The 22,764-nt window shown below is 71.0% G+C and carries 17 protein-coding genes; 7 read left to right on the top strand and 10 right to left on the bottom strand.

Annotation, left to right across the window (positions count from 1 at the left end):
- Positions 1 to 80 precede the first annotated feature (80 nt).
- The 3 genes from IPJ59_RS04890 to IPJ59_RS04880 all read right to left on the bottom strand — a co-directional run bounded on the left by IPJ59_RS04890 (position 81) and on the right by IPJ59_RS04880 (position 5,042).
- Positions 81 to 4,055 (bottom strand): nSTAND1 domain-containing NTPase, encoded by a 3,975-nt coding sequence (locus IPJ59_RS04890; RefSeq protein WP_293269961.1) that lies wholly within the window; start codon positions 4,053 to 4,055, stop codon positions 81 to 83.
- A gap of 117 nt (positions 4,056 to 4,172) precedes the next feature.
- Positions 4,173 to 4,667 carry a hypothetical protein gene (locus tag IPJ59_RS04885; RefSeq protein WP_293249701.1) on the bottom strand — a complete coding sequence of 165 codons (495 nt, stop codon included), beginning with the start codon at positions 4,665 to 4,667 and terminating at the stop codon, positions 4,173 to 4,175.
- A gap of 132 nt (positions 4,668 to 4,799) precedes the next feature.
- On the bottom strand, positions 4,800 to 5,042 hold the full coding sequence (locus tag IPJ59_RS04880; RefSeq protein WP_293269960.1) for a hypothetical protein: 243 nt from the start codon (positions 5,040 to 5,042) through the stop codon (positions 4,800 to 4,802).
- A gap of 25 nt (positions 5,043 to 5,067) precedes the next feature.
- On the opposite strand from IPJ59_RS04880, the gene IPJ59_RS04875 reads away from it, so the two are divergent.
- Complete coding sequence (locus tag IPJ59_RS04875) at positions 5,068 to 5,916, top strand: LIC_10091 family protein (RefSeq protein WP_293269958.1); 849 nt, start codon at positions 5,068 to 5,070, stop codon at positions 5,914 to 5,916.
- 4 nt (positions 5,917 to 5,920) lie between these two features.
- Here the strand turns inward: IPJ59_RS04875 and IPJ59_RS04870 are convergent, their stop codons facing one another.
- Together IPJ59_RS04870 and IPJ59_RS04865 are read right to left on the bottom strand one after the other, a co-directional pair.
- Positions 5,921 to 9,766 (bottom strand): UvrD-helicase domain-containing protein, encoded by a 3,846-nt coding sequence (locus tag IPJ59_RS04870; protein WP_293249707.1) that lies wholly within the window; start codon positions 9,764 to 9,766, stop codon positions 5,921 to 5,923.
- Positions 9,763 to 12,681, bottom strand: coding sequence for a PD-(D/E)XK nuclease family protein (locus IPJ59_RS04865; RefSeq protein ID WP_293269956.1), 2,919 nt, complete (start codon positions 12,679 to 12,681; stop codon positions 9,763 to 9,765). The genes IPJ59_RS04870 and IPJ59_RS04865 overlap by 4 nt, the downstream gene beginning before the upstream one ends.
- Before the next feature lie 376 nt (positions 12,682 to 13,057).
- Between IPJ59_RS04865 and IPJ59_RS04860 the strand changes: the two genes are divergently transcribed.
- Genes IPJ59_RS04860 through IPJ59_RS04845 form a run of 4 tightly spaced genes read left to right on the top strand, consistent with a single transcriptional unit; the run spans position 13,058 to position 16,974 of the window.
- A complete protein-coding gene (locus IPJ59_RS04860; protein ID WP_293249713.1) occupies positions 13,058 to 14,221 on the top strand; it encodes an O-antigen ligase family protein in 1,164 nt (387 codons plus the stop codon).
- Positions 14,218 to 15,093 carry a glycosyltransferase family 2 protein gene (locus IPJ59_RS04855; protein ID WP_293249716.1) on the top strand — a complete coding sequence of 292 codons (876 nt, stop codon included), beginning with the start codon at positions 14,218 to 14,220 and terminating at the stop codon, positions 15,091 to 15,093. The genes IPJ59_RS04860 and IPJ59_RS04855 overlap by 4 nt, the downstream gene beginning before the upstream one ends.
- 4 nt (positions 15,094 to 15,097) lie before the next feature.
- Complete coding sequence (locus IPJ59_RS04850) at positions 15,098 to 15,778, top strand: TylF/MycF/NovP-related O-methyltransferase (RefSeq protein ID WP_293269954.1); 681 nt, start codon at positions 15,098 to 15,100, stop codon at positions 15,776 to 15,778.
- The gene (locus IPJ59_RS04845) at positions 15,775 to 16,974 is read left to right on the top strand and encodes a hypothetical protein (protein ID WP_293269952.1); all 1,200 of its coding nucleotides are present in this window, start codon (positions 15,775 to 15,777) and stop codon (positions 16,972 to 16,974) included. The genes IPJ59_RS04850 and IPJ59_RS04845 overlap by 4 nt, the downstream gene beginning before the upstream one ends.
- A gap of 6 nt (positions 16,975 to 16,980) precedes the next feature.
- On the opposite strand, the gene IPJ59_RS04840 is transcribed toward IPJ59_RS04845, so the two are convergent.
- Both IPJ59_RS04840 and IPJ59_RS04835 read right to left on the bottom strand, forming a co-directional pair.
- Positions 16,981 to 17,784: a hypothetical protein gene (locus tag IPJ59_RS04840; protein WP_293249725.1), complete on the bottom strand. Its 804-nt coding sequence runs from the start codon at positions 17,782 to 17,784 to the stop codon at positions 16,981 to 16,983.
- A gap of 183 nt (positions 17,785 to 17,967) precedes the next feature.
- Complete coding sequence (locus tag IPJ59_RS04835) at positions 17,968 to 18,810, bottom strand: 2,3,4,5-tetrahydropyridine-2,6-dicarboxylate N-succinyltransferase (RefSeq protein ID WP_293249728.1); 843 nt, start codon at positions 18,808 to 18,810, stop codon at positions 17,968 to 17,970.
- Positions 18,811 to 18,904: 94 nt separating this feature from the next.
- Between IPJ59_RS04835 and IPJ59_RS04830 the strand changes: the two genes are divergently transcribed.
- Positions 18,905 to 19,354, top strand: a complete 450-nt coding sequence (locus tag IPJ59_RS04830; protein ID WP_293249731.1) for a hypothetical protein — start codon at positions 18,905 to 18,907, stop codon at positions 19,352 to 19,354.
- A 69-nt stretch (positions 19,355 to 19,423) separates the two neighbouring features.
- Here the strand turns inward: IPJ59_RS04830 and IPJ59_RS04825 are convergent, their stop codons facing one another.
- Complete coding sequence (locus IPJ59_RS04825; RefSeq protein ID WP_293249734.1) at positions 19,424 to 20,704, bottom strand: patatin-like phospholipase family protein; 1,281 nt, start codon at positions 20,702 to 20,704, stop codon at positions 19,424 to 19,426.
- On the bottom strand, positions 20,677 to 21,429 hold the full coding sequence (locus IPJ59_RS04820) for a hypothetical protein (RefSeq protein ID WP_293249737.1): 753 nt from the start codon (positions 21,427 to 21,429) through the stop codon (positions 20,677 to 20,679). The genes IPJ59_RS04825 and IPJ59_RS04820 overlap by 28 nt, the downstream gene beginning before the upstream one ends.
- A gap of 239 nt (positions 21,430 to 21,668) precedes the next feature.
- Between IPJ59_RS04820 and IPJ59_RS04815 the strand changes: the two genes are divergently transcribed.
- Entirely contained in the window at positions 21,669 to 22,346 is a 678-nt protein-coding gene (locus tag IPJ59_RS04815) for a hypothetical protein (RefSeq protein WP_293269950.1), read from the top strand.
- Positions 22,347 to 22,391: 45 nt separating this feature from the next.
- Here IPJ59_RS04815 and grxD read toward each other — a convergent pair whose 3' ends face one another.
- Entirely contained in the window at positions 22,392 to 22,724 is a 333-nt protein-coding gene (gene grxD / locus IPJ59_RS04810; protein ID WP_293269948.1) for a Grx4 family monothiol glutaredoxin, read from the bottom strand.
- Positions 22,725 to 22,764 lie beyond the last annotated feature (40 nt).

The following is a 22,764-nucleotide window of genomic DNA, read 5'->3' as shown; positions in this document are numbered from 1 at the left end:
GACCCCGTTCTATCGCAGAACCCAGCGGCACTCAACACGCAATTTTTCGCCGCCATTGAACGTTCAATGAACGTACAGCCTCAATGCCGAGGCGTTGCGCAGACCCGCAGGCCGATTGTCGAGTCTCGCATCTCCGGGGGCGAGACCGTGCGGTTGACCGCGATGGCCATGACGTGGTCATATGCGAACGCGCCGCTGCGGACCGCGAAGTCGCCAGCCACGAGCGATGAGCTCATCCATTCGAAGACGTTGCCGGCCATGTCGTCGAGGCCGAAGGGGCTGCGCGAGGCCGGGTGCAGGCCGACCGCGTCCGGGCCGACCGCGGTGGCCTTCTCGTAGGTGGCGAGGATGTTGGCGTCCGTGGGCTTGATCTGTTCGCCGTGCGGGAATCTGCGCCCGTCCGCGCCGCGGGCGGCGCGCTCCCACTCCCAGTCCGTACACAATCGGGCACCGGGCACTCGTCCGCTGCGGTCGAGCCAGGTCAGGTAGGCCGTCGCGCTCGGGATGTCGATGCCGCTGACCGGAATGCGCGACCAGTCCTGTTGCGCGTTCGAGCTGCGCTCGCTGTAGATGAGCGGCTGGCCCTCGACGGCTGCTGCGGTCTTCTCACCGGCGGTGATCGAGAGCCGCCAGACGTCCTTCTCGACCGTCAGGCGAATGCCCGCATCGGCCGCGCCCATGGTGCTGTCACCGGGGAGGAAGGCCGCGCGGTCGCTGAGGGGCAGGGTGCGAAGGAAGGCGAGCCAGTCGCCGTAGGTGGTCTCGTACCGCGCGATCAAGAAGGCCTTGGTCTCGACCTCGTGTTGCGGCGGCGAGGAGAAAAAACTGCAGATGAGCTCGTCGTAGGGGCAGCCGAACAGGAAGCGCCCTTCAGGGACGTACACGAAGCCCTCCGGGACCTGCTCGGGCGCCGGCAGGGGCAGGCTCAGCGCAAGCGATTCTTCGCGGCGGATGACCAGCGGGTAGGCGATCTCCAGCGCCTCGCTGATTCGCAGGGTCAGCAGGTACGAGCCCTGTTGCAGCTCGACCGCGCGAAGCGGGGTCGGGCCCAGGTCGCGGGGGGCGCCCAGCGCGGTGCGCTGGGTCGTGGGGTCCTGCACATACTCGGCGATCGTCACCGTCACCGGCGGCGTGGTCTGCAGCGAGAGCTGGCCCGGGGCGTGCCAGCGATTGAACTGCGGGCTGTCCGCGGACAGGCGCTCGGCCGTCTCGATCGCCAGGTCGCGCCGGCCGCTGGCTTCAGCCGCGAGCGCGCGCTCGAGGAAGGCGTCGGCCAGCAGCTCGCGTCCGGCACGGTGGTTCGCGTCGAGGCCGAGCACCAGCTCGAGCTCCTGGATGGCGCTGCGATACTGGCGGTCGGCGACGGCCGCGGCTTGTGTCGCGGCCGTCCAGCTGCGGTTGCCGCCCTCTTTATCGAGTGAGTCGAACTCCTTGAACGCCTGCTGCCGGAGGCGTGTCGTCTCGACCTGGCGCTCGCGGGCCTGCTCGAGTGACGCGCTGGCCTGGGTCAGCTGCTCATCGACCTTGCGGGCGAGCTCACGGGCTTGTTGGATGCGGAAGCCGACGAAGACGGCGACGGCGAGGATGGGGATGCTGATCGCGGCGAGGAGCTTGATCCGGCGAGAGCGCTGGACCTGGGAGTCGCTGGCGTCGAGGAAGGCGAGCTCGCGGGGTCGCAGGGAGTCGCGCTCGAGGATGTTGGCTTCGCCGATCTGCGCGGCGGTCCACAGGCCGGTGCGTTCGCTGCCGAGGCGCTGCCACTCGAGGGCGGCGAGCTCGAGGCGGTGGCGGATCTCTCGGGCCTCGCGCTCGTCGGAGATCCAGCGCTGCAGGGTGCCCCAGTTGCGGATCAGGGCCTCGTGGGCGATCTCGTAGACGGTGCCGTCCTGGGCCTCGCGGACGACGACGAGGCGGCCGCGGACGAGGGCCTCGAGGGCGGCCTCCTGGGCGCTGTCGTTGTTGATGAGCTCGTCGCGCGGGAGGCTGGCGCGGGTGTCCTCGATGGTGACGAGGCGCATCAGGAGGCGGCGGACGGCGATGCGCTGGGGAGCGGGCAGGCCGTTGACGACGTTGTCGGCGTGGCGGGCGAGGGCGCCGGTGACCCGGCCGATGCGCTCCAGGTCGTGGATGGTGATCTGTCGGGTGGTGGTGTCGCGGGCCTCCCAGAGTTCGGCGAGGGCGAACTGCATGAGCGGGAGGCTGCCCTCGGCGCCGGCGGTGACGAGCTCCTCGATGAGGGCCTCGGAGTCGAAGTCGACGTCTTGCAGGCGGGCGGGGCCGACGATCGCCTCGCGTACGCCCTCGCGGGAGAGCGGGGTGAGGAGGTAGATCGCGGCGTTGATGTAGAGGCCGATGTGGGGGAGGGCGGCGACGCGGGTGAGGAAGTCGCCGCGCACGGTGGCGAGCAGGCGGACGCCGGGGATGTCGCTGGCGACCTCGGCGAGGAAGCGGCCGACGGCGAGCAGCTGGGAGCGGTCGGCGAGGGTGACGAGCTCCTCGAGCTGGTCGATGAAGATGATGAGGCCCTGGTCCTTGCCGTGGCGGCGGGCGATCATGCGGAGCAGCTCGGCGGGCTCGTCCGAGAGGAGGTCGCGCAGCGGCTCCTCTTGCAGGCTGAGGGTCGAGGCCAGGGCAGAGACGAGGGTCTGCAAGGGCCTTCGGCCGGGCATGAGGGAGATCGTGGCCCAGCTGCGGCGGTCGACGGCCTGGTCGGTGAAGATGGGGAGGACGCCGGCGCGGCACAGCGAGGACTTGCCGACGCCGGAGTCGCCGGCGACGAGCACGAATGGTTCGGCGCGCAGGCGGTCGACGACGGCGCGGATCTCGGCGCCGCGGCCGAAGAACACGCCGCGGTGGCGGGCCTCGAAGGCTTGCAGGCCGCGGTAGGGGTTGCCGCGCACGACCTCGGAGGGGCTGGCGCCGAGGGCGAGGGTCTCGAGGGCGGAGCAGAGCTCGTCGGCGGACGGGTAGCGCTCGCCGGGGGAGCGCAGGCAGCGGTCGACGATCTCGGCGAGGCGGGCGTCGACCCACGGGGCCACGGCGCGCAGGGGTCTGGGTTTGGTCTCCTGGGTGAGGCGCGCGAGCTCGAGGGTGGAGGTGCCCTCGATCGGCGGGTGGCCGCAGCCGAGGATGTACATCAGGACGCCGAGTGCGTAGACGTCGGAGGCGCGGGTGGCTGGCTCGGCGCGCCACAGCTCGGGGGCCATGTAGTAGGGCGTGCCGACGACGGTGGCGTCGCTGGACTCGTTGATGCGCACGCGCTGGAGGGCGGCCTGGGCGATGTGGCCGCGGGTCAGGGTGCTGTCGAGGGCGGCGTCCTTGTCTGTGGTTGGGGCCGGGGGTGGTGCGGCGGTGAGGGGGCCGCTGTTGGGGCTGCGGTTGGGTGCGGCGGGGAGTGGGCCGCTGTTGGGGCTGCGGTTGGGGCTGGCGGTGAGGGTTGAGTCGACGACGCGGCCGCCCTTGGCGCCCGCGTCGATGGTGACGCGGGGGAGGCTGTGGGACTCCGGGTCGATGGTGGCGTCGAGCTCGGTGGGGACTTTGGGGCTGACCTGGGACAGCTCGGCGACGGAGGCGGCCTCGAGTAATTTGGCGAGGCTGAAGTCGAGGAGTTTGACCTCGCCGGTCTCGGTGCGCATCGCGTTGGCGAGCTTGATGTCGCGATGGAGCACGCCCATGCGGTGGGCGCAGGCGAGGCCGCGGGCGAGGCCGACGCCGAGTTTGAGGAGTTCTTGCCAGGGGACGGGGCGTTTGAGTTCGCTGAGGCTCTGGCCGCGGATGTACTCGCCGATGATGTAGAGGCGGCCCTCGAGCTCGCCGACGCGGTGCACCGCCATGACGTTGGGGTGCTGGATGCGGGCGGCGGCGCGGGCCTCGGTGAGGAAGCGTTCGCGGGCTTTGGGGCTGGCGTCGACGACGTTGAGGAACTTGATCGCCACGGGGCGGTCGAGGACGAGGTCGTGGCCGAGGAAGACCACGCCCATGCTGCCGCGGCCGAGCATCCGGACGATCCGGTACTCATCGAACTGCTCTGGCAGCGTCCATTGCGAGCTGGCCATGGGGCGGACATCAGCATACACATGGGGACAGGGCCACGGGTTCTGAACAGCATTCTGTGGCCCACGTAGGCCCAGCGCTTTTTGCGCGGGAGGTGGTGTGCGAGGCGTCTTGAACGTTCAGACGCCTTGGTTTGGGTCGGGGCTGACCCAGGCGGAGGAGCTGATGGCAGCGGGTCGTTCGGGCGCTGTGGTGGTGCTGGTGAAGCGTTGGAGCTCGACTTGTTGGATGAAATCGAGCGCGGACTCGACGCTGGCGGACTCGCCGGAGACCTGCACGAGGATCTCACCGGAGCCGGCGCCGAGTGAGAGGACGAGGCGGCGCGAGGTGCCGTAGAGGAGCAGGAGCAGCAGCACGACGCCGAACAGCCAGTAGGTGACGGTGCGGTCGTGCTCGAGGGCGACGACGCCGAGGAGGGCGACGAGGAGGGCGAGCCACAGGAGGTAGGGGAGGTGGCTGCGACCGAGTTTGGTCCACTGCAGGGCGTCGAGGGGGATGGAGATCATCGCCGTGGACTGGCCCTGTTGGATGACCTGCCAGACGCGGTGGGTGGTCAGCGTGACGCCCATCCAGGAGGTGATCGGGATCTCGCCACGGAGCAGCTTGCGGGTCATGCGGGTCTCACCCGCGGGGATGCTACCAAAGCGTCGCGGGCCGCGGGAAGCGGTGGGATGCAGTATCCTGCGGCCTCCGATGATCGAGCTCAGGCGTGTAGCTGTGGTCGCATTGCTGCTGGCGGGCGGGTGTCAGGGGGTGAAGCCGCCGGTGCAGGTTTCGGGTGCGGGCGAGCTGCGGCCGGTCGCGGTGGTGGCGACGCCGGTGGAGGCGGTCGCGGTGCCGGCGGTGGTGGAGCCGGTGGGCTCGCCGGTGGTGGCATCGCCAGTGGTGGCGTCGTCGGTTGTCGCGGCCGGGCCCGTGGCGGCGGGTGGGTTGGCGCCCTTGAGCGCGGAGCAGCGGGCGTTGCTGCTGGCCGGGGGTGAGGAGCGCATCTTTAGCAAGCGTGAGCACTTCACGGTGAGCAACGAGTACCGGCACGACCTGTGGTTCCCGTATCTGCGGGGGCTCGGCGGGGTGTACGTCGGGGTCGCGTCGGACCAGAACTACACGTTGATGGCGGTGGCGGGCAGCGAGATCGGGTATCTGATCGACCTCGACCGGCAGGTGGTGCACCTGCATCGCGTGTACATGGCCTTGATCGCGGCGTCGGAAGATCCGGACGGGTTTCTTGGGCGCTTCGGGGCGAGCGCGGCGGTGCGGCGGGAGACGCGGGGGCTGCTCGAGGCTGGCCTTTCAGACATGTCGGAGCGCGACCGGGCGGCCGCGCTCGAGTTCGTGGAGACCAACCGCGAGGCGCTGTACGAGTATTTGAAGGCGGTTCGGAACACGCGGCGGGGCGAGCAGGGGGTGACCTGGCTGGCCGACCCGGCGCTGTATCAGTACATCCGCCAGATGGTCGCGGGCGGGCGGCTGCGGCCGATCAACGGCAACCTGGCCGGAAAGACAGCCATGGCGACGATCGCCGCGGGGGCGCGGGCGCTGGGGCAGACGGTGAAGCTGCTGTATCTCAGCAACGCCGAGGAGTACCTGTATTACACGCCGGACTTCGTGGCCAACGTGCGGGGGTTGCCGGCCGACCCGAAGAGCGTCGTGCTGCGGACGATCCACGACCGGTTTGAGGGCTGGGAGAGCTGCGGTGATGGTGATCGGCGGTGGAACTATCAGGTGCAGCCGCTGGTCGACTTTCAGGCGCGGCTGGGCGAGCGCAAGAACACGGCGCGCACGGCGATGCTGGCGCGGGCCAACGAGGAGCGGGTGATCGACCGGGTGGCGCGCGGGGTGAGCGTGTTCAAGTCGCCGCCCTGAGTGCTCAGGTCAGGGGGAGGGCCAGGCCGGCGTTGACGAACAGGAGCACGCCGGCGACGGCGTCGCGCGGGATGCCCCACTGCTCCGCGGTCGCGGCGCGCCAGGCGGCCATGGGTTCGCGCCAGTTGGCGGCCCGCTCGGCGGCTCGTTCGGCGGCGTTGTTGGGGTCGTCGAAGGCGTCGAGGCAGAAGCCGAGGACGGTGGCGCGTTGGATGACCTGTCCCTCGGGACCTGTCGTTTCGGACACATCGGTAGCGAGCTCGAGGACGACGCGGGGGATCTCGCCGGTCTGGAGGGCGCCGCCCTCGAGGCGGGCGAAGGGGACCTGGCGCTCGACCTGGAGGGCCGAGGCGGGGGCGTTGCCGCGGGACAGGGCGCGGCGCAGGGTCGGGGCGGCGAGCATGTGGAGGAACTCCTCGACGCGGGCCGTGGCCCAGGTCTCGTCGCGGCTGGGGGTGGCGGTTTGCACGGCGGCGACGAGGCTGCGGCGATCGGGGTTCCACTCCTCGAGCCAGGCGACCTGGGCGAACAGGGCCCGCAGCGCGTCGCCCCAGGCGTTGGTGGGGCCGTCGCCGAGGCCGAGGACCTGGCCGACGGTGCGGCCGGCGAGCTCGTTGCTGGTGGCGGCGCTGCGCAGGAGGGGGCCCTGGGTCGGGGCGAAGCAGAGGGGGGTCTGTGGCGACTCGAGGTGGGGTGCGGAGGGGTCCTGGGGCGCGGGTGCGACGGGGGCGTGGGGGTCGAGCCAGTGGAGGTCACCGCCGGTGAAGACGATCGAGTCGGGTTCGGCGGGCGGGCCCGCCTGGCGGAGGGCGTGGAGGACCAGCGAGGACATGCGCGCGGGGGCGGAGCGGCTGTTCTCGGCGGGCGGGTCGATGAGCATGAACAGGCCCTCGCGGGCGCGGGTGACGGCGACGTAGAGGAGGCACAGGCTCTCGTGGGCGAGGCGGCCGATGTGTTGTTCGAACATCGGCCGGAGGTCGTCGAAGATCGACCACATGTCCTTGGAGACATGTCGTGCGATCTTCGAGATCGGTCCGGCGTCGCCGTCGCGCTCGTAGACGACCTTGAGGGTGCGGGTCGAGGCGAGCTCGGCCTCGAGCTCGGGGAGGATGACGATGTCGAACTCGAGGCCCTTGGCCTGGTGGATCGTCATGACCTGGACGGCGGAGGCGGCGGGGTCGGCGACGGCGCGGGCCTCGACCATGGCGACGAAGTCGTCGCAGCGGAGGCTGGCGCGCTGGTCCCAGGTCTGGGCCAGCTGGATGAGCTGCATGCAGCGTCGGTACTGGCGCTCGTCGACCTGGCCGGCGATGGCCTTGATCCACGGCTGGAGGGTGCGGGCGAGGCCGTCGCTGGCGATCAATCGGCGCACGCGGGCGGCGGTGCGATGGCGCGGGCCGGGGCCGTCGTCGTGGAGGCCGACGACGGGGCCGAGCGGGGAGGTGAGGACGTTGAAGGCGGCGACGCTGTGGTCGGGGTGGTCGGCGAGGCGGAGGAGATCGAGGATCGCGTTGACGGCGGGGGCGTCGGTGAGTGGGCCGCCGCCGCGGCCGGTGGCCGGTATTTTGAGGCGGGTCGGGCCGAGCTCGTAGAGGACGCGGCCGACGGCGCCGTTGGTGCGCAGGAGGACGCCGATGGTCTTGCCGGGGTGGCGGGCGTAGAGCTCGGCGACGAGGGCGGCGGCTTCTTGCAGGCGGAGGTTCTGGCGCTTCGCTTGATCTTCGCAGCGGGCGACGGTGCGCAGGCGGACGTAGCCGGCGAGCTCGTGGCGGGTGGTGGTGTGGGCGGTGAACTCCTCGTCCCAGCGGGCGGCGGCGTCGGGGTAGCGGAGCAGCGCGGGGTTGTGGGCGAGGTCGCCGAAGATCTGGTTGACGGCGTCGATGATGGCCGGGGCGCTGCGGTAGCTGGTGGCGAGGGTTTGTTTGACGATGCCGGCGCCGGCGCCGAGCAGCTGGTCGATGCGGCTGAGGATCTCCGGGCAGGCGTTGCGCCAGCCGTAGATCGACTGCTTGACGTCGCCGACGCAGAAGAAGCTGCGCTCCTCGGGGGTGTAGCTGACGGTCTCGTCGACGATCGGGCGCATCGCGTTCCACTGCTGGATGCTGGTGTCCTGCATCTCGTCGAGGAGGACGTGGCGGAGGCGGGCGTCGATGCGGTAGCAGATGTCGTCGAGCTGGCCGCGGAGGTCGGCCTGGGCGAGGGCGACGGTGAGGTCGGCGAAGGTGAGGGCCTTGTGCTGGTGTTTGACGCGCTGGTAGCACTCGTCGAAGCGCTCGAGCAGCTCGTGGGTGGCGCTGGTCTGGTCGATGACGCGGCGGCGGTAGACGCCGCGGGCGTGGTGGAGCAGGCGGCGGTAGGCGGCGACGGTGTGGGCGTCGATCGGCTTGCCGTAGTAGACGCAGGTGCCGTCGGCGATCTTGGCCGCGAGGCCGTTGGCGAAGAACTCCATCCAGTCGTCGGAGCTGCCGGTGCGGCACTGTTCGGCGCGCTCGCAGTCCTTGGCGTGGGCTTCGACGGTGCGCTTGGGGCCAGCCGGGTAAGCCGACTGCAGCTCGGCGATCGCGTGGTCGAGGGCGGCCTCGGTCAGGGTCTCGCCGGGGGGGATGGCGTGCCAGGCGTCGGTGTAGCGGGCCTCGCGGTAGAGGTCGTAGAGGGCGCTGACGGTGTTGTCGATGGTGTCGGTGACGGCGCGTTCGGAGCTGCCTTCGGTGAGCGAGGCGAGCAGCTCGATGATCGCGGCCTCGTCGCCCTCCTCGAGCATGCGCTGGATGGCGGAGCGGCGCAGGCGGAAGGCCTCGTCCTCGTCGATGATGCGGGCGTCGGCGGGGAGGCCGAGCTCGAGGGCGAAGCAGCGGACGATGGTGCCGAAGAAGCTGTCGAGGGTGCGGATCTGGAGGCGGTGGAGGTTGTGGGCGAGGCCGGTGAGGAGGTCGAGGACGAACTGGCGCGAGAGCTCGGGGCGGTGGAGGCGGCGGCCGAGCTCGTGGCGTTTGTCGTCGGTGTCGGCGGACTCGGCGAGGGTCCGCAGGATGCGGTCGCGGATCTCCCCGGCGGCGGCGCGGGTGAAGGTGCTCGCCAGGATCGAGTACGGTGCGGCGCCGCGGGCGAGGATCTGCAGGTAGCGGTTGGTGAGCTGGTAGGTCTTGCCCGAGCCGGCGGAGGCGAGGATGCTGACGTGCTGCATCGTCGCGTCGGCGGCGAGCGGCGGGTCGGCGAGGTGCTGCATCGGCGCGCTGGCGACGTCCTCGGCGTCGCGGAGGATCGCCAGCACCTCGGTGCGGGGGCCGGCGCCGGGGACCAGGCTGATGCGCAGCTCGCCGGCGGGCGGCGACCAGGGGGTGCCGTCCTCGTGGTCGGGCCAGGGGCGGTCGTCGTCGGCGGGGGAGGTCTCCCATGGGACCGGGTCGTCGGCGGGGCCGCGGGCGAGCGGGCGGGCCTGGCTGTCTTGAGGGACAGGTGAGATGTCTGGAAGGACAGGTAGCGCGCGGCTGTCTGAGAGGACAGGGTGTCTGGCCGTGGGGACAGGTTGGCTGTCTGCGAGGACAGGTGCGTTGGAGCTGTCTGGAGGGACAGGTTGAGGGGTCGAGGGGATGCGGTGGCGGGGCTGGGCGGGCGCTGCTTCGCCGGCCAGCTCGGCGCGGGCGGCCTCGCTGCTGCGGGCGAAGGTGGTGCCCACGGCGGTGAAGAGGTCGCGACTGGCGCGCGGGCCTCGGGGTTTGCGTGGGCCCTTGCGGGATGCGGGCTTGGTGGTTTTTTCGGGGCGCGCGGGGACGGCGGGCTGGGGGTTGTCGGAGAACAGCCAGAGGGCCTCGGGTGCGGCGGCCTGGGAGGCGGTGCGACGGGTGCTCACGTCTCGGACTCCAGGTCCTCGCCGCCGCCGAAGACGCGGGTCTGGCAGATGTTGGCGAAGGCGTCCTCGAAGCGTGCGGGGTAGTCCTCGGCCATGTCGAAGCGGCCGGCGCGGACGTTGCGGACGATGTCGCGGGCGGTGCCGATGGCGTCGTGGAGGTCAGCGGTGGACCAGCGGGCGACGTGGAGGGCCTCGCCCTCGGGCTTCTTCGGCAGGTTCATGTAGGCGAGCTGGACGGTGCCGGTGAAGCCGTGCTGGGCGGCGAGGTGGTGGTAGAGGGGGAGCTGGAGGTCGTCCCAGACGCGGCCGGAGGAGCGTGCGGCCTTGTGGGTGCGGTCGGGGGTCTTGCCGGCCTCGCTCGTCTTGTAGTCGATGATCATCCACGAGCCGTCGCGCTCGGACTGGTCGATGCGGTCGATCTTCCCCTTGATGCGCATGGGCGGCTGGTCGGGGATCTCGAGGTGGGTGTGCTCCGGGAGTTCGAACTCGCAGTGGCGGATGACCCAGCCCTCGGCCGAGCGGCGGGCCTGGTGGCGGGCGAACACCCGCAGGCGCTCGCGCAGGCGGGCGAGCTGGATGCGGATCGCGGGCAGGGGCTGGGCGCCGAAGGTGTCGCGGGCGTGGCTGACGAGCAGGTCCTCGAGGAAGCCGGCGATGCGCTTGGGGTCGCTGCTGCGGGCGTGCTCGGCGTCCTCGCCGAAGCCCTGGAGGACCTCGTGGGTGAGGTTGCCGAACTGGAGGGCGTCGAGCTCGACGGCGCTGTCGTCGATCTCGCGCAGGCGGCGGACGTACTTGAGGTAGTAGCGGAACGGGCAGCGCAGGTACCAGCCGAACTCGGTGACGGTCATCGCCTCGGGGCCGAGCGGGTTGGCGAGGGCGTCGGGGATGCGGAAGCCCGAGACGCCGCCGGCCGGCGGGGCGCCGTAGGGGAGGTTGCGGCGCAGCGCGTGCTGGGGGTCGCAGAGGCGGAGCACGCGGGCGGGGAGCATCGCCTGTTCACCGGCGAGGAGGAGGCGGCTGGGGGTGAGTGGTTCGCCGTCGGCGGCCTGGCGGCCGGCGATGAAGGTGCAGCGCTCGCGGCTGTGGCGGATGGCCTCGAGGAGGTAGAGGTCGCGGGCGTAGCGGCGGCCGTTGCTGAGGATGCCGAGGTGTTCGCGGAGGCCGTCGGGCAGGAAGGCGTCGGCGCTGACGGCCTGGGGGATCGCGCCGTCGTTGAAGCCGGCGAGGATCAAGATCGGCGCGGGGTCGTGGTGGAGGTCGAGCCAGCCGAGCATCTCTACCTGGCCGGCGCGCGGGTCCTCGGGGACGCGCAGGCCGGCGATCTGGGCGAGCACGAGGCGGAGCGCGGTGGGGCCGTCGACGCGGGGCTGGAGATCTGCGGCGGCGCCGGTGAGGCCGCCGAGGGTGCGGGCGATCTCGAGGCAGGTGGCGGCGACGCGGGCCTCGGAGAGCTGCGGGGTGCCGACGTCGATGTGGCCGTAGGCGTGGCGCAGGACCTCGAGCACGGGCTCGAACCACTCGGTGAGCGGGCGGCGTTCGCCGGCCAGCGGGGCGAACAGGCGGCCGACGATCTCGTCGAGCATCGTGATGTGCTTGACGGTGCGGTCGTCGCCGAGCCAGCCGCCGCGGGTGTCCTGCAGGTGGGCCGTGTAGTAGCGATCGAGCACTGTGAGCCACTCGAACGGGATGTCCTCCTGGACAGGTTGTGGCGGGGGCTCGGTGGTGGTGGGCTCGGTGGGTGGGCCGAGGGTAGGGTCGGTGGGTTGGGTTGGAGCTTCCGTGGTCGCGGGTTTGCGCGGGCCGAGGCAGCGGCGGACCCAGGCCTCGACGTCGGGGTGGCGCATGAGTGAGGCGAAGGCGGCGAAGCGGGGCTCGCGGGCCCACTCGAGGCCGGCCTCGAGCAGGCGGAAGGGGCGGCTGCGGAGGACGGGCTGGCCGCGGGGGTCGTGGACGGTGAGGTCGGCCCACTCGCCGGCCTGGGCCATGGTGGGGCTGAGTTTGTCGTCGCCGATGCCGATCGAGATCTGCTCCGGACGGTAGCGGCCGCCGAGCTCGGCGAGGCACTCGACGACGGCCTGGGCCTGGTCGGCGGGGCGGTCGGCGATGATGAGCTGGCTGTCGGGGATGTGGACGCTGCGACCGGTCCAAAACGACCGGTCGAGGCAGGCGTCGGCGTCGAAGCCGGGGGCGAGCTGCTCGGGGGCGTGGATGAGGGCGGTGGCTCGCTCGCCGTAGGCGCGGACGACGGCTCGCTGCACGCGGGCGAGGTCGACGACGCCGATGAGCACGAGTTGATAGCCGGGGTCGACGGGGGTGTCGGCGTCGACGAGGGCGGCGACGGCCTCGCGGCGGCGCTCGTGTGGGTCGACGCGGTCGCAGCGGCGCAGGCGTTCGCGGTAGCGGTCGGCGAGGCGCTCGAGGGTGGACCAGCGCAGGGCTTCACGGTCCATGTCCATGCGGTTGGCGACCTGTGAGACGTCGCGGAGGCTGAGCAGCTCGCCGGACAGCTCCTCGACGATGCCGCCGATCTGTGCGGCGAGCTCGTGCCAGGCGGGCCAGTCCTGGGAGTCGGGGCGGCTGGGCAGGAGCGCGGCGATCTGTGAGACCTCGGCCTCGCGGAGGGCGTGCATCCAGCCGAGGGTGCACTCGAGGGCCGAGGCGGTGCCGGGTGTCGGCGGGACCAGCTGGTCGACCATCTTGCCCGGGGTCAGCACCTGCGGCGGGACCAGGCGCAGGCCGAGCGCGGCGCACTGGGCGAGCAAGCTGTGCAGCAGCAAGCGACCGGCGCGGCTGCCCGGGAGGACGCACCGGACCTGCCGCAGATCGCAGCGCTTGCCGTCGCTGTGCTGGCCGATGAGCCAGGCAGCCGCCGCGGGCAGCAGGGGTTGCTGCCAGTCCAACCATTGCCGGTGCATGACCAAGATTCCCGCACGTGTCGCGAGGCGACAGGTGCCTTGCACGCTAGGCAATCCCAGTGCCCGGTGCAAGGTCTGGAAGGCAGAATTTATGGGTCTGCGGCCTCGTTCACGGGAGATCGCAGCTGGATCAAACGGGGGCCGGGAGATGCTCCGGAGCTGGCCTGGGAAATGGCTCGCGAGGGGCTGCGAGAAACGCTGAAAATTTGACAGCGGCGATCGGGTGGTCGGGCTATTCCCGGTGAGGGTCGGCGGAGGATGTGAGGTTGACGCTGTGCTGGGCGTGCTTGCCGGTCGCGGCAAGGGTCGGCCGATCGCGGCGAGGTGGGGTCTGCGAGGCCCAGCGCTAGCGAGGGCCGTGTTACCGTGGTTCGCCGTGTTCACGACGCTGTTCGCCGTCGGCGCCATGCTGCTGACGCTGGCCCTCCCGACCTTCCCGGACGGGCTGACGATCCCCATCGTCGGCTTTCTTGGGCTGGTCGGGCTGGCCGGGGTCGGCGGCTTCCTGCGGACCGGGGCGGCGCGGGCCGAGCTGGCCCTGCTGGCGCCGTGGTTGCTGGCGCTGGGCCTGGGGCTGGCGGTGGGGACGCTGCGGGGCAACCCGCTGGGCCAGGCCCTCGAGGATGCGCTGCCCTACCTGCTGTTCGCGCTGGGGCTGTGTGCGGGGCGCGGGGCGTCGCGGCCGGAGTGGGTGCTGGGGGCCATCCTCGCGGTCTGTTTGGCCGACGCGACGATCTCCCTGGTGCGCATGCCGACGCTGGATCTGGGACGGGTACGATCGACCTTCTATCACTTCAAGGTGATCGCCGGGCACCCGCTGGTGGGGGTCTACTGCGCGGCCTTCCTGTACCGCCGGGCGCGGGGTCGGGTGCTGCGAACGGGGCTGGGGCTGGCGATCGCGGTGCTGGTGTTCGCGGTGGTCGCGACGGTGAGCCGCGGCATGGTGCTCGGGCTGTGCCTGGGGTTGTTGCTGGCGCTGTACCTGCGCAGACCCGCGCGTGGCTTGCTGGTCGGGGCGGTGGCGGGGCTGCTGGTGGTGGTGTTCACGGCCAGCGTGTTCGACCTGGGGGCGCAGTACCTGCGACTCGGGAACCAGGCGACGGTGGACGGGCGGGTCAGGGAGATCGGCCTGTGCCTCGAGTACTTCATCCGCATGCCGGTGTTCGGGGCCGGACTGGGGGCGGAGTTCGAGGTCGACGGCTTCGTGGTGTCGTACGTGCACAACATGCTGGCGTACCACCTGTGGAAGTTCGGGCTGGTGGGCTCGGCGCTGTTCGCCATGCCGCTGTGGGGGCTGACGCGGCAGGCGCTGCGGGTGGCGATGCCGCTGCGCGCGACGATCCTCGGGGGGGCGGTCAGCGTGCTCGTGTATCTGGTCACCGCGGCGGCCTACAAGAGCTACTTCCTGGTGCCGATGGTCGGGATGACGGTGGGCGCCAGCCTGCGCCTGGTGCTGCCGGCCCGCGCGGCCGCGGTGCCAGCTGCGGTGCCAGCCACGTTGTCTGTGGCGGGGAAACCTCCTAGCGTGGCGGTGGCATGAGTGAGGCGCGGGCACCCTTCGCGGTGGTGATGCTGACGTACAACGAGGAGCTGAACCTCCCGAAGGCGCTGGCGTCGATCGGCGGGCGGGCGCCGGTGGTGATCGTGGACTCGGAGTCCAGCGACGCGACGGCGGAGATCGCGAGGGCGCACGGGGCGGAGTTCGTCGTGCATCCGTTTCGCGACTACGCGAGCCAGCGAAACTTCGCGCTCGAGCAGGTGGAGGGCCGGTTTCGCTGGATCTTCTTCCTCGACGCCGATGAGGAGCTGACGCCGGCGCTGTGGGACGAGATCACGAGGATCTGCGCGGAGGACCAGGTGGACGGCGGGTACGTGCGCCTCGACGTGCGCATCCTCGGGCACCGGCTCACGCACGGCGAGTTCGGCGGGTCGATGGTGCTGCGCCTGATGCGGCCGGAGAAGGCCCGCTTCGGTCGCGGCATCAACGAGCGGGTCGACGACCGGGCGCTGAAGATCGCGGTGCTCAAGGCCCGGCTGGTGCACCGCGACGCGCGGCCGCTGACCCACCTGTTCACCAAGCACGTCGGCTACGCGCGCAAGGAGGCGCTGGCCTACCTCGACGGGGTCGACCGTCAGCGCGGGCTCGCGGGCTTCGGGCTGCGCACCAAGGCGGCGCGGATGGTGGGGGTGCGCTGGGTGTACAACCACCTGCCGCTGTTCCTGCGGCCGTTCGCGCTCGGGCTGCGCGTGGTGGTGGTGCAGGGGGCCTGGCGCGACGGGTTGCCGGGGCTGATGCACGCGGGGATGCACGCGCTGTGGTACCCGATGCTGATCGACCTGCTGATCTACGAGGAGAAGCTGCGCCGACGCGGGGTGCTGGCCCGCGAGTTCGCGCCGCGGCCGACGGAGTGACCCGATGCAGCGCGTGTTCAAGACCTGGTTGACGCGGATCGGCGCGCACGTGTCGGCGCGGGCGATCCACCGCGTGAACGCGGCGCTCAACTACCTCGAGGTCGGGCGCTGGATGGCGGCCCAGGGCTTCGATACCTCGCGCAGGGTGATCGACCGGCACGAGATCTATGCGCAGATCGCGAGCGAGCTCGGCGAGCAGCGCGTGCTCTACCTCGAGTTCGGGGTCCACCGCGGCGAGTCGATGCGGATGTGGTCGCAGCTGCTGCGCCACCCGGACAGCCAGCTGCACGGCTTCGACAGCTTCGAGGGGCTGCCCGAGGACTGGACCGTGATCGACGGCAAGGGGACCTTCTCGACCGGCGGGGCGGAGCCTGTCCTTTCAGACAGGCGGGTGCGCTTCTTCCGGGGCTGGTTCGCCGACACGCTGCCGGGCTACACGCCGCCGGCGCACGAGCGCCTGGTGCTGCACCTCGACGCGGACCTGTACTCGTCGACGAAGACGGTGCTGGACGCGCTGGAGCGGGAGATCGTGCCGGGGAGCTTCGTGCTCTTCGACGAGTTCTCGGACCGCCTGCACGAGCTGCGGGCCTTCGATGAGTTCCTGCGCGCGCACCCGCAGTGGCGCTTTCGCCTGGTGGCGGCGGACCAGATCCTCGCGCGGGTGGCCTTCGAGCGGGTCTCGTGAGCCGCACCCGCCAGACCTTGCTGTGGATGGCGGGGCTCTCGCTGGTGACGCTGTGCCTGGGGGTGCTGCGCGAGTTCTGGATCGCCCGCGAGCTGCGGGCGAGCGGGGCGGCGGACCTGTTCTTTCGCGGGCTGGTGGTGGTCGGGGCGGCGCGGGCCTTCGGGACCTCGCTGTTTCGTTCGCGCTGGATCCCCGTGCCGCTGACGGTGCCGGCGCGGGCGCTGCTGCGGGTCGAGGCGGGCACCTGCGCGGCGATCTCGGGGGCGGGGCTGGTCGCGCTGGTGCTGATCGCGGGGGTGCCGGCGCTGGCCGAGCCGAGCCTGTGGGTGTTCGCCGCGGCCGTGCCGCTGGCGACGATCGGCAGCGCCGTGCGGGCGCTGGCCGAGCGCGCGGGGCTCGAGCGCCGCGGCTTCGTGCTCGAGTGGGCGCTGCCGGTCGGGGCGATCGCGGGGGCGCTGCTGCTGCCAGGCGGGGCGCTCGGGCCGGCGGCGGGGATCCTCGTGGGGCTGGTGCTCGGGGTGGTCGCGTTGTTACCACCGGCGCTTTCGGACAGGTCGCAAGGGGCAGGTCCTGAAGGACAGGTGGGAGCGACCGCGAGGGATGCGGGGCGGACGCGGGTGCTGCTGCTCGACGCGCTGGTCTACGCCAACCTCGGGCTGCTCGACGCGGCGCTGTCGCACGTGTTCGTGGCCGGGGGCTTCGCGCTGCTGAATTACGCGTACCTGTTCGTCAACGCGGCGCTGATGGTGCCGTCGGCGGCGGCGACGGTGGTGGGGCTGCGGGTGTCGGCGGGCGGAGATCCGGCGGCGCAGGGGCAGCTGCGGCGCTGGGCGGTGCTCGGCGGGGTGGCGTGCGCGGGGCTGGTGGTGGTGGTCGGGCTGTTGCTGGGCCAGACGTGGGTGGCGGCGCGGGTCGATGCGGCGGTGGGGTGGTCGCTGGCCGCGGGGATCGCCGAGCTGGTGCTGTGGAGCGCGCCGTTCGCCGGGCTGCGCCTGGCCAACACGATCGGCCGGCAGTTCGTGATCGCGACCGAGCCGCGGCGGGTGCTGGTGTGGGACCTCGCGGGCCTCGGCGGACGGGCGCTGATCCTCGGGCTCGGGGCGGCGCTGTTCGGGCTCAAGGCGTCGCCGATCGGGCTGGCGTTCGCGGAGCTCGTGCAAGTCGGCGCGTGGTGGCGGGTCTCGAGATCCCGCTGAGCGCGATCAGGTGAGGCGCGGGCTCGGGAGCTTCTTCGGGCCGGTGCTGGCGAGGTTGCCTTGCTCGTCGGCGAGCTTGCGCTCCATGCTGCGGATCTTGGCGGTGAGGAAGGCCTCGGCGCCGGCGTAGAGGCACACGAAGGTCCACACCGGCGAGAGGTGGGTGATCCACGCGAGGCTCCACACCGCGAAGACCAGCGAGGCGCGGCCGATGTCGCCGTTGAGCAGCTGGCCGGTGCCGGGCAGGAACAGGCTCAGGAGGCCAGCAGTGGCCGGGAGCCGCGGTTCCTCGTCCTCGAAGGGGGCGAGCGCCGTCTCGCTGGAGAGGCGGGCGAGCATCGCGTGCTCGCCGAGCTCGGCGGCGGCGTTGCGGAACTCGGCCTCGAGCTCGGCCTTGTACTCGGGGGTGACGCCGTAGCGAGTGACCGCGCCGCCGCCGATCGCGAGCACGATGCCGGCCTGGCGCATCGCCTCGAGGGTGGTCTCGATGTCCTGACGCGGGTGGCCGAGGGCGTCGGCGGCCGAGCTGACGGTGAGGAAGTCGATGCGCGGGTCGGAGAGCAGGGCGAGGATGCGGGCGGCGAGCGGTGACTCGGCCTCGCCAGCGCTGCGGTAGCCAGGTGCGGGTTCGGGGCTGACGGAGTGGTCCCAGCCGACGGCGCCGCGGCGCACGGCGGGGAGGTTGCGGGTCTCGACCTCGGGGCGCGGGCTGAAGTCGCGACCGGGCTCATCGGCCCCGCGCTCGTCGAAGCGGAGGCGGCGTTGGTTCCCGGCGGGGCGTCGCCCCTTTGTCGGCCGCAGACGGTTCATCGACTCCCCAGGATAGTTGCCGGCGCCCGGTTGTCACGGCCAGGGCGGCGTCCGCGTTCCAGCCTACACGATCTGCTGGTAGTCCGAGGGGGGTGGGGTGAGTGGTTGCTGGCGCGCCGGATGCGCCTCAGATGTGGCCCAAATGTACCTGTAGATGCGCCTGGAGGGGTCTGGGCTGTGAGGTCACACGGGGACGTCGAAGTCGCGCAGGGCCTGGTTCAAGCTGGTGCGCTGGTCGGTGCTGTCTTTGCGTCGACCGATGATCAGGGCGCAGGCGATCTGGAAATTGCCGGCGGGGAATTCCTTGGTGCGGGTGCCGGGGACGACGACAGAGCGGGCGGGGACGCGGCCGCGGTGGGTGATCGGCTCGCGCCCTGTGACGTCGATGATCGGGGTCGAGGCGGTGAGCGTGACGTTGGCCCCGAGGACGACCTCACGCTCGAGATGCACGCCCTCGACGACGATCGCCCGCGAGCCGAGGAAGCAGCCGTCCTCGACGATGACCGGGGCGGCGCCCGGGGGCTCGAGCACGCCGCCGATGCCGACGCCGCCCGAGAGGTGCACGTGGCGGCCGATCTGGGCGCAGCTCCCGACGGTGGCCCAGGTGTCGACCATGGTGCCGCCGCCGACCCAGGCGCCGATGTTGACGTAGCTCGGCATGAGCACGGCGCCGGACTCGATGAAGCTGCCGTAGCGGGCGGTGGCCGGCGGGACCACGCGCACGCCCGCGGCCGCCCAGTCGCGCTTCAGGGCGATCTTGTCGTGGAACTCGAAGGGGCCGAGCTCCGTGGTGCGCAGCTCCTGGGTGGCGAAGAACAGCAGGATCGCCTGCTTGACCCACGCGTGCACGGTCCACGCTTCGCCGGTCGCGTTCGGGGTGGCCACACGCAGCGCGCCGCGGTCGAGCAGGGCGACCGTGTGGAGCACGGCCTCGCGGTGGTCGGGGTCGGCGAGCAGGCCGCGGTCGGCGAAGCAGGCGCTCACGCGGGCCTGCAGCGCCGCGCTCGAGGGCGAGAGGTCAGACATGGCGAGGGCATCGCACAGGCGAGCGCGCTCGCGCAAGCGCGCTGAGGTGTGGCGTCCGGGGTCAGGGCTGGGCTATCGTCGCCGCCGAGGTCCCATGCTCCTGCTCCGCGCCCCTCGCATGATCGTGCCCGCGCTCCTTGTCGGCCTGGCTTTTGGGACAGCTCATGCGGGTGAGCCGCAGGTCGCCGCCACCGACGATGGTGTCTTCCAGCAGGCGCGGACCACCGCGCAGGCGGCCAAGGACAGGGCGACCAACCCCGGGCCGGTGAGGTTCGAGCGCGACGGCTGCCTGAGCGACCCGAAGCAGTGCAAGTGTCAGGACAAGGACCCCGCCAAGGCCGCGCTGTGCTCTGGCATCCTCGGCCACTTCTGCCCCGACAGCACGCTGCGCTACCTGGCGGCGGCGTGCATGGACCTGTTCGGCGGGGCGACGCTGTGTCAGTGCGCGGCGACCCAGCAGATCGAGTCGTATATCAAGGCCGAGGACGCTGCGAAGGCGAAGGCGGAGAAGAAGGAAAAGGCGAAGGCGAAGAAGGCGAAGTAGCTGGATGTCAGCGGGCGCAGAAACCGGGCGCAGAGGCCGGGCGCAGAAACCGGGCGCAGAGACCGGGCGTCAGCGGTCGAACAGCGACATCAGCTCGGCGTGGTGACGGGCGGCGTCGGCGTAGCCGAGGTCGATGAGGCGCTGGACGTAGTCGCGGTCGAACAGGAGGTAGCTGGCGAGGTCGCTCTCCTGGCGGGCGCCGTCGGCTTGCACGGCCCAGCGGATCCATCGCGCGATGACGCCGGAGTAGCGGGAGAGGCCGGTGCGCTGGACCGTCTCGAAGGCGACGCGGCCGAGGTCCTGGCTCGGGCGGATGAGCACGGTGTGGACGTGCGAGTAGGGGGTGGACTTGTCCTTGTGCATCGCGCCAGCGAGGCGGGTGGCGAAGTCGGGGCCGAACTCCTCCGAGCCCGCGGCGAGGATCTGGTTCATGCGCTGGATCCGCTCGAGGTCGTTCTCTACCTTCTCGAGCAGCAGCACGTTGAGCACCTTGCCGAGCATGAACATCGCGCTCGGGAAGGCGGACTCGGCCTCCTCGCGGATCTGGCGGAACTCGCCGGCGTCGGGCTTGTGGCGCAGGCCGATGATCAGCAGGCGGGTCGCGCCGAGGCGCATCGCGGGGCGCAAGGGCGTGTTCTGGCGCAGGCCGCCGTCGGCGAACAGCTGGTCGCCGACCCGCACCGCCGGGAACAGCACGGGGATCGCCCCGGAGGCGAGGGTGTGGGCCGCGTTGATCGGGGTGAGCACGACGCTCTGACGCAGCGCCGAGGGCCAGTGCGGCGGCAGGGTGCCGCTCGCGGTCTGCACGAAGATCGTGACGTTGCCGGTTGCGACCTCGGTAGCGGTGCAGGAGATCGCCGAGAGGTGGCCGCGGTGCAGGTTCTCGGTGATGCCCGCCCAGGGCAGACGCGTGCGTACCAGGGCCTCCATCGCGCGTGGGTCGACGAGGCCGCCGAGCTGGGCGCCGTGGCTGCTCTGGTTGCGGATCTTGCCGAACAGCACCTGCGGCAGGGCTCGCATCTGCGACCAGCCGAACTTGCAGACCTCGTCGAGGTCGAGCTCGGACCACACGCGGGCGAGCAGGCGGCCCTGGGCCTTGGGGCGGTCGGCGGTCGCGGCGATGTAGGCGCCATTGACCGCGCCGATGCTGCTGCCGGTGATGATGTCGATGCGGTTGTCGCCCTTGAGGCGCTCGCGGATGTAGCGGAGGACGCCGACCTCATAGGCCCCGCGCGCGCCGCCGCCGGACAGCACGAGGCCGATCTTCGGGCGAGCGCCGCGGGGTGTCTCAGCGGCTTCGAGCTCGGGCTCCTCGGGGTCGCTCAGAAGCCGATCTCCCGGCAGTCGCACTTGCTCTCGTCGCTGCAGTCGGCGGGGGCGGCCGGGTTGGCGCCGTCCATCGAGACCGAGAACACCCGCTCATCGGACTGCGGGTACTGCTTGATGAGGCTCCAGACCGTGTCGACGCTGGCGCCGTCGCGGATCTCTGCGGCGTCATCGTTGGTGAGGAAGGGGATCTCGATCGAGGCGTTGCCGCGGATCTTGTCACCGTTGATGATGAAGGGTCCGGCGCTGGCGCTGATGTCTTCCTTGTAGAAGCACTGGGCCTTGTCGAACTTGCCGAAGGCATCGGCGGCGCAGCCCGAGCCGGCGGCCTTGCCGTAGATCTGGATGACCGCCGCCTCGCAGTAAGAGCCGGAGCAGGTGTACTGCTTCTTGAAGGTGTAGCCGCCCGGGTTGCCCTGGGGGTCCATGAGGCATGGGTTCAGGCACGGCGAGACCTTCACCGGGATCGTGTCACCAGGCTGGATCCGCGTTGGCATGCAGACCTTGCCGCGGAAGAAGGGCAGGGCGACGTCGGTGAAGCTCGTCGGCGCCGGCTTGTCGCTCGTCGAGTCGACGTCCAGATCCTCTGCGACGCACTGAAACAGCACCATGTCGCAGACCTCGCCGCGGTTGGGACAGGGAGCGGTGGCCGAGCAATCGCCCGCGTCCTCGGTGGGCGCACATGCAACGATGCCGACCCCGAGCAAGAAGCCCCCTGCGATGAACACGTTCAACTTGCCAAGCGCCATCGTGATTTTCCTCGTCTCTTGCCATCGTACCGCAGGGGCGCGCCGATGTTCGGACTTCCGGGCGCGCCCGTGTGCGGGAGGTCTCCTCTCACGTTCGGAGAGAAACTGGTAACGGCCGAACCGTGACAGGTATGTAGCTTTTGCGGTCCCGTTTCCCCGTTTTCGGGAGCGCGCTGGCGAGCTACCCCACACCGATTTCCTCTGGAGTAACCCTGACGATGCGAACCATTACGTCTCTCATGACCATCTTCGCCCTTGCGCTCGGCCAGGCCGGGTGTGGCGACGACACGAACAACACCACGACCAGCGAGACCACGCCGCAGACGAGCAGCGCCACCGAGTCGGCTGGCTCGACGACCGATCCGACCAACGCTTCGACGACGGACAACCCGACGACGACGGTGTCGTCGACGGACCCGACCAACGGCTCGTCGTCGACGGACCCGACCAACGGCTCGACGACGACGGACCCGACCAACGGCTCGTCGTCGACGGACCCGACCAACGCGACGACCGCTCCGGAGACCACGGGTGGTGTGGAGCCGGACACCAAGTGGCCGCCGCCGGACGTCAACATGCCGAACATGCCCTGCCCCGACGGCTACGTCGCGGCGCAGTTCGTGGAGGGCGGCCTCGTGTGCGCCCCGAAGTGCAGCGGCCCGGGCAAGATCTGCCCGAGCGGCGACACCGGCTCTGCCATGGGCGCGTGCGTGTTCAACCCGGAGTCCTCGGGCACCGCGTGCAAGATGGGCGAGATGTGCATGGACATGGCCGAGATGTGCCAGCAGACCGGCGGCGGCGGCTACGCTTGTCTGGCGCCAGCGGACCACTGCGCGCTGCTGTGCACCGGCGGCGAGTCGTGCCCGGCGGGCATGGAGTGCATGGGCAAGCTGGTCTGCCAGTACCCGAATCCGTGAGCCGTCCTGATGCGGGTCCGGCTCGCCGGGTCGGACCTGCAGCCTTCAAGACGCGACGCTGACGGCGGCCTTGAGCTTGTCCGCCAGCTCGCCGTTGGCGTCCATCTCACGGACGATGTCACAACCGCCGATGAACTCGCCGTTGATGTAGAGCTGGGGGATCGTGGGCCAGCTGGAGAACTGCTTGATGCCGTCGCGCACGCCCGCGTCCTGCAGCACGTTGATGGTCTCGAAGGGGACGCCGTGGCGCTTGAGCACCTCGACGACCGCCGCCGAGAAGCCGCACTGCGGGAAGCTCTTGTTGACCTTCATGAACAGCAGGACCTTGTGGTTGGCGACGAGGTTCGTGAGGTACTTCTGGACGTCGAGCTCGGTCATGGTGTTAGCTGGCGGTGATACACGCGCTGCCCTGCGAAAA

Origin of the sequence: Nannocystis sp. (assembly GCF_016714285.1) — a bacterium.
Taxonomy (GTDB): domain Bacteria; phylum Myxococcota_A; class Polyangia; order Nannocystales; family Nannocystaceae; genus Nannocystis.
The sequence above is the reverse complement of the archived record's forward strand: the minus strand, read 5'-3'. Positions and strand labels throughout refer to the sequence as shown.